Raw genomic sequence first — 5781 nt, 5'->3', positions numbered from 1 at the left:
CATGAAACCAACATAAACATTATTGCCCGGCGTACGGGGAAGGACGTCAATAGTCACACAGTCCTTGACGGTATAATAACCACCATCATGGCGACCATCCAAAGGATAAACATCATAGGCAGTCGGGAGGGTAGTCGGAACCGAAGAAGACTCAAAGCGAACCAAACAGGCAAAAAATTTAGGGTCGGCATCAAAAGCAATATCAGCACCAACAGAAACAACCTGATTAGCGGCGTTGACAGATGTATCCATCTGAATGCAATGAAGAAAACCACCATTACCAGCATTAACCGTCAAACTATCAAAATATAACGTTGACGATGTAGCTTTAGGTGTCTGTAAAACAGGTGCCGAAGAAGCTGGAGTAACAGAAGTGAGAACCAGCTTATCAGAAAAAAAGTTTGAATTATGGCGAGAAATAAAAGTCTGAAACATGATTAAACTCCTAAGCAGAAAACCTACCGCGCTTCGCTTGGTCAACCCCTCAGCGGCAAAAATTAAAATTTTTACCGCTTCGGCGTTATAACCTCACACTCAATCTTTTATCACGAAGTCATGATTGAATCGCGAGTGGTCGGCAGATTGCGATAAACGGTCACATTAAATTTAACCTGACTATTCCACTGCAACAACTGAACGGACTGGAAACACTGGTCATAATCATGGTGGCGAATAAGTACGCGTTCTTGCAAATCACCAGAAGGCGGTTCCTGAATGAATGGGAAGCCTTCAAGAAGGTGATAAGCAGGAGAAACATACGAAGGCGCATAACGATACCACTGACCCTCAGCAATCTTAAACTTCTTAGACGAATCACCAGAACGGAAAACATCCTTCATAGAAATTTCACGCGGCGGCAAGTTGCCATACAAAACAGGGTCGCCAGCAATATCGGTATAAGTCAAAGCACCTTTAGCGTTAAGGTACTGAATCTCTTTAGTCGCAGTAGGCGGAAAACGAACAAGCGCAAGAGTAAACATAGTGCCATGCTCAGGAACAAAGAAACGCGGCACAGAATGTTTATAGGTCTGTTGAACACGACCAGAAAACTGGCCTAACGACGTTTGGTCAGTTCCATCAACATCATAGCCAGATGCCCAGAGATTAGAGCGCATGACAAGTAAAGGACGGTTGTCAGCGTCATAAGAGGTTTTACCTCCAAATGAAGAAATAACATCATGGTAACGCTGCATGAAGTAATCACGTTCTTGGTCAGTATGCAAATTAGCATAAGCAGCTTGCAGACCCATAATGTCAATAGATGTGGTAGAAGTCGTCATTTGGCGAGAAAGCTCAGTCTCAGGAGGAAGCGGAGCAGTCCAAATGTTTTTGAGATGGCAGCAACGGAAACCATAACGAGCATCATCTTGATTAAGCTCATTAGGGTTAGCCTCGGTACGGTCAGGCATCCACGGCGCTTTAAAATAGTTGTTATAGATATTCAAATAACCCTGAAACAAATGCTTAGGGATTTTATTGGTATCAGGGTTAATCGTGCCAAGAAAAGCGGCATGGTCAATATAACCAGTAGTGTTAACAGTCGGGAGAGGAGTGGCATTAACACCATCCTTCATGAACTTAATCCACTGTTCACCATAAACGTGACGATGAGGGACATAAAAAGTAAAAATGTCTACAGTAGAGTCAATAGCAAGGCCACGACGCAATGGAGAAAGACGGAGAGCGCCAACGGCGTCCATCTCGAAGGAGTCGCCAGCGATAACCGGAGTAGTTGAAATGGTAATAAGACGACCAATCTGACCAGCAAGGAAGCCAAGATGGGAAAGGTCATGCGGCATACGCTCGGCGCCAGTTTGAATATTAGACATAATTTATCCTCAAGTAAGGGGCCGAAGCCCCTGCAATTAAAATTGTTGACCACCTACATACCAAAGACGAGCGCCTTTACGCTTGCCTTTAGTACCTCGCAACGGCTGCGGACGACCAGGGCGAGCGCCAGAACGTTTTTTACCTTTAGACATTACATCACTCCTTCTGCACGTAATTTTTGACGCACGTTTTCTTCTGCGTCAGTAAGAACGTCAGTGTTTCCTGCGCGTACACGCAAGGTAAACGCGAACAATTCAGCGGCTTTAACCGGACGCTCGACGCCATTAATAATGTTTTCCGTAAATTCAGCGCCTTCCATGATGAGACAGGCCGTTTGAATGTTGACGGGATGAACATAATAAGCAATGACGGCAGCAATAAACTCAACAGGAGCAGGAAAGCGAGGGTATCCTACAAAGTCCAGCGTACCATAAACGCAAGCCTCAACGCAGCGACGAGCACGAGAGCGGTCAGTAGCAATCCAAACTTTGTTACTCGTCAGAAAATCGAAATCATCTTCGGTTAAATCCAAAACGGCAGAAGCCTGAATGAGCTTAATAGAGGCCAAAGCGGTCTGGAAACGTACGGATTGTTCAGTAACTTGACTCATGATTTCTTACCTATTAGTGGTTGAACAGCATCGGACTCAGATAGTAATCCACGCTCTTTTAAAATGTCAACAAGAGAATCTCTACCATGAACAAAATGTGACTCATATCTAAACCAGTCCTTGACGAACGTGCCAAGCATATTAAGCCACTTCTCCTCATCCAACGCGTCAGTTTTTGACAGAATCGTTAGTTGATGGCGAAAGGTCGCAAAGTAAGAGCTTCTCGAGCTGCGCAAGGATAGGTCGAATTTTCTCATTTTCCGCCAGCAGTCCACTTCGATTTAATTCGTAAACAAGCAGTAGTAATTCCTGCTTTATCAAGATAATTTTTCGACTCATCAGAAATATCCGAAAGTGTTAACTTCTGCGTCATGGAAGCGATAAAACTCTGCAGGTTGGATACGCCAATCATTTTTATCGAAGCGCGCATAAATTTGAGCAGATTTGTCGTCACAGGTTGCGCCGCCAAAACGTCGGCTACAGTAACTTTTCCCAGCCTCAATCTCATCTCTCTTTTTGCGTTCTGCTTCAATATCTGGTTGAACGGCGTCGCGTCGTAACCCAGCTTGGTAAGTTGGATTAAGCACTCCGTGGACAGATTTGTCATTGTGAGCATTTTCATCCCGAAGTTGCGGCTCATTCTGATTCTGAACAGCTTCTTGGGAAGTAGCGACAGCTTGGTTTTTAGTGAGTTGTTCCATTCTTTAGCTCCTAGACCTTTAGCAGCAAGGTCCATATCTGACTTTTTGTTAACGTATTTAGCCACATAGAAACCAACAGCCATATAACTGGTAGCTTTAAGCGGCTCACCTTTAGCATCAACAGGCCACAACCAACCAGAACGTGAAAAAGCGTCCTGCGTGTAGCGAACTGCGATGGGCATACTGTAACCATAAGGCCACGTATTTTGCAAGCTATTTAACTGGCGGCGATTGCGTACCCGACGACCAAAATTAGGGTCAACGCTACCTGTAGGAAGTGTCCGCATAAAGTGCACCGCATGGAAATGAAGACGGCCATTAGCTGTACCATACTCAGGCACACAAAAATACTGATAGCAGTCGGCGTGTGAATCATTAGCCTTGCGACCCTCGGCAGCAAGAACCATACGACCAATATCACGAAAATAGTCACGCAAAGCATTGGGATTATCATAAAACGCCTCTAATCGGTCGTCAGCCAACGTGAGAGTGTCAAAAACGATAAACCAACCATCAGCATGAGCCTGTCGCATTGCATTCATCAAACGCTGAATAGCAAAGCCTCTACGCGATTTCATAGTGGAGGCCTCCAGCAATCTTGAACACTCATCCTTAATACCTTTCTTTTTGGGGTAATTATACTCATCGCGAATATCCTTAAGAGGGCGTTCAGCAGCCAGCTTGCGGCAAAACTGCGTAACCGTCTTCTCGTTCTCTAAAAACCATTTTTCGTCCCCTTCGGGGCGGTGGTCTATAGTGTTATTAATATCAAGTTGGGGGAGCACATTGTAGCATTGTGCCAATTCATCCATTAACTTCTCAGTAACAGATACAAACTCATCACGAACGTCAGAAGCAGCCTTATGGCCGTCAACATACATATCACCATTATCGAACTCAACGCCCTGCATACGAAAAGACAGAATCTCTTCCAAGAGCTTGATGCGGTTATCCATCTGCTTATGGAAGCCAAGCATTGGGGATTGAGAAAGAGTAGAAATGCCACAAGCCTCAATAGCAGGTTTAAGAGCCTCGATACGCTCAAAGTCAAAATAATCAGCGTGACATTCAGAAGGGTAATAAGAACGAACCATAAAAAAGCCTCCAAGATTTGGAGGCATGAAAACATACAATTGGGAGGGTGTCAATCCTGACGGTTATTTCCTAGACAAATTAGAGCCAATACCATCAGCTTTACCGTCTTTCCAGAAATTGTTCCAAGTATCGGCAACAGCTTTATCAATACCATGAAAAATATCAACCACACCAGAAGCAGCATCAGTGACGACATTAGAAATATCCTTTGCAGTAGCGCCAATATGAGAAGAGCCATACCGCTGATTCTGCGTTTGCTGATGAACTAAGTCAACCTCAGCACTAACCTTGCGAGTCATTTCTTTGATTTGGTCATTGGTAAAATACTGACCAGCCGTTTGAGCTTGAGTAAGCATTTGGCGCATAATCTCGGAAACCTGCTGTTGCTTGGAAAGATTGGTGTTTTCCATAATAGACGCAACGCGAGCAGTAGACTCCTTCTGTTGATAAGCAAGCATCTCATTTTGTGCATATACCTGGTCTTTCGTATTCTGGCGTGAAGTCGCCGACTGAATGCCAGCAATCTCTTTTTGAGTCTCATTTTGCATCTCGGCAATCTCTTTCTGATTGTCCAGTTGCATTTTAGTAAGCTCTTTTTGATTCTCAAATCCGGCGTCAACCATACCAGCAGAGGAAGCATCAGCACCAGCACGCTCCCAAGCATTAAGCTCAGGAAATGCAGCAGCAAGATAATCACGAGTATCCTTTCCTTTATCAGCGGCAGACTTGCCACCAAGTCCAACCAAATCAAGCAACTTATCAGAAACGGCAGAAGTGCCAGCCTGCAACGTACCTTCAAGAAGTCCTTTACCAGCTTTAGCCATAGCACCAGAAACAAAACTAGGGACGGCCTCATCAGGGTTAGGAACATTAGAGCCTTGAATGGCAGATTTAATACCAGCATCACCCATGCCTACAGTATTGTTATCGGTAGCAAGCACATCACCTTGAATGCCACCGGAGGCGGCTTTTTGACCGCCTCCAAACAATTTAGACATGGCGCCACCAGCAAGAGCAGAAGCAATACCGCCAGCAATAGCACCAAACATAAATCACCTCACTTAAGTGGCTGGAGACAAATAATCTCTTTAATAACCTGATTCAGCGAAACCAATCCGCGGCATTTAGTAGCGGTAAAGTTAGACCAAACCATGAAACCAACATAAACATTATTGCCCGGCGTACGGGGAAGGACGTCAATAGTCACACAGTCCTTGACGGTATAATAACCACCATCATGGCGACCATCCAAAGGATAAACATCATAGGCAGTCGGGAGGGTAGTCGGAACCGAAGAAGACTCAAAGCGAACCAAACAGGCAAAAAATTTAGGGTCGGCATCAAAAGCAATATCAGCACCAACAGAAACAACCTGATTAGCGGCGTTGACAGATGTATCCATCTGAATGCAATGAAGAAAACCACCATTACCAGCATTAACCGTCAAACTATCAAAATATAACGTTGACGATGTAGCTTTAGGTGTCTGTAAAACAGGTGCCGAAGAAGCTGGAGTAACAGAAGTGAGAACCAGCTTATCAGAAA

General features: G+C 44.6%; 9 protein-coding genes. All 9 read right to left on the bottom strand.

Features of this window, described 5'->3' with window-relative positions:
* On the bottom strand, positions 1-435 hold a 435-nt coding region (locus tag NIG5292_RS15435), incomplete at its 3' end, for a hypothetical protein (RefSeq protein ID WP_024240205.1).
* A gap of 110 nt (positions 436-545) precedes the next feature.
* Positions 546-1829, bottom strand: coding sequence for a major capsid protein (locus NIG5292_RS15430; protein WP_000065572.1), 1284 nt, complete (start codon positions 1827-1829; stop codon positions 546-548).
* A gap of 36 nt (positions 1830-1865) precedes the next feature.
* Positions 1866-1982, bottom strand: a complete 117-nt coding sequence (locus NIG5292_RS15425; RefSeq protein WP_000033471.1) for a phage DNA packaging protein J — start codon at positions 1980-1982, stop codon at positions 1866-1868.
* Complete coding sequence (locus NIG5292_RS15420; protein ID WP_000084700.1) at positions 1982-2440, bottom strand: scaffolding protein D; 459 nt, start codon at positions 2438-2440, stop codon at positions 1982-1984. Before NIG5292_RS15420 ends, NIG5292_RS15425 begins: the two co-directional genes overlap by 1 nt.
* Positions 2437-2676, bottom strand: a complete 240-nt coding sequence (locus tag NIG5292_RS15415; protein ID WP_016670801.1) for a phage DNA packaging protein C — start codon at positions 2674-2676, stop codon at positions 2437-2439. Before NIG5292_RS15415 ends, NIG5292_RS15420 begins: the two co-directional genes overlap by 4 nt.
* Positions 2609-2761 carry a hypothetical protein gene (locus NIG5292_RS15410; protein ID WP_435988044.1) on the bottom strand — a complete coding sequence of 51 codons (153 nt, stop codon included), beginning with the start codon at positions 2759-2761 and terminating at the stop codon, positions 2609-2611. The genes NIG5292_RS15415 and NIG5292_RS15410 overlap by 68 nt, the downstream gene beginning before the upstream one ends.
* On the bottom strand, positions 2694-4235 hold the full coding sequence (locus tag NIG5292_RS15405) for a replication endonuclease (RefSeq protein ID WP_000252566.1): 1542 nt from the start codon (positions 4233-4235) through the stop codon (positions 2694-2696). Before NIG5292_RS15405 ends, NIG5292_RS15410 begins: the two co-directional genes overlap by 68 nt.
* A gap of 63 nt (positions 4236-4298) precedes the next feature.
* On the bottom strand, positions 4299-5285 hold the full coding sequence (locus NIG5292_RS15400; protein ID WP_000466547.1) for a Minor spike protein: 987 nt from the start codon (positions 5283-5285) through the stop codon (positions 4299-4301).
* Between the two features lie 8 nt (positions 5286-5293).
* Positions 5294-5781: major spike protein G (locus NIG5292_RS15395; protein WP_032309205.1), on the bottom strand; the 488-nt coding region annotated here is incomplete at its 5' end.

This window comes from Nereida ignava, from assembly GCF_001049735.1.
Classification (GTDB): Bacteria; Pseudomonadota; Alphaproteobacteria; order Rhodobacterales; family Rhodobacteraceae; genus Nereida; species Nereida ignava.
This window is presented reverse-complemented; position numbering and strand designations above follow the sequence as displayed.

Coding starts and splice junctions, on each gene's coding strand:
- NIG5292_RS15430 (WP_000065572.1), bottom strand. CDS start 1,829: ATGTCTAATATTCAAACTGGCGCCGAGCGTATGCCGCATGACCTTTCC.
- NIG5292_RS15425 (WP_000033471.1), bottom strand. CDS start 1,982: ATGTCTAAAGGTAAAAAACGTTCTGGCGCTCGCCCTGGTCGTCCGCAG.
- NIG5292_RS15420 (WP_000084700.1), bottom strand. CDS start 2,440: ATGAGTCAAGTTACTGAACAATCCGTACGTTTCCAGACCGCTTTGGCC.
- NIG5292_RS15405 (WP_000252566.1), bottom strand. CDS start 4,235: ATGGTTCGTTCTTATTACCCTTCTGAATGTCACGCTGATTATTTTGAC.
- NIG5292_RS15400 (WP_000466547.1), bottom strand. CDS start 5,285: ATGTTTGGTGCTATTGCTGGCGGTATTGCTTCTGCTCTTGCTGGTGGC.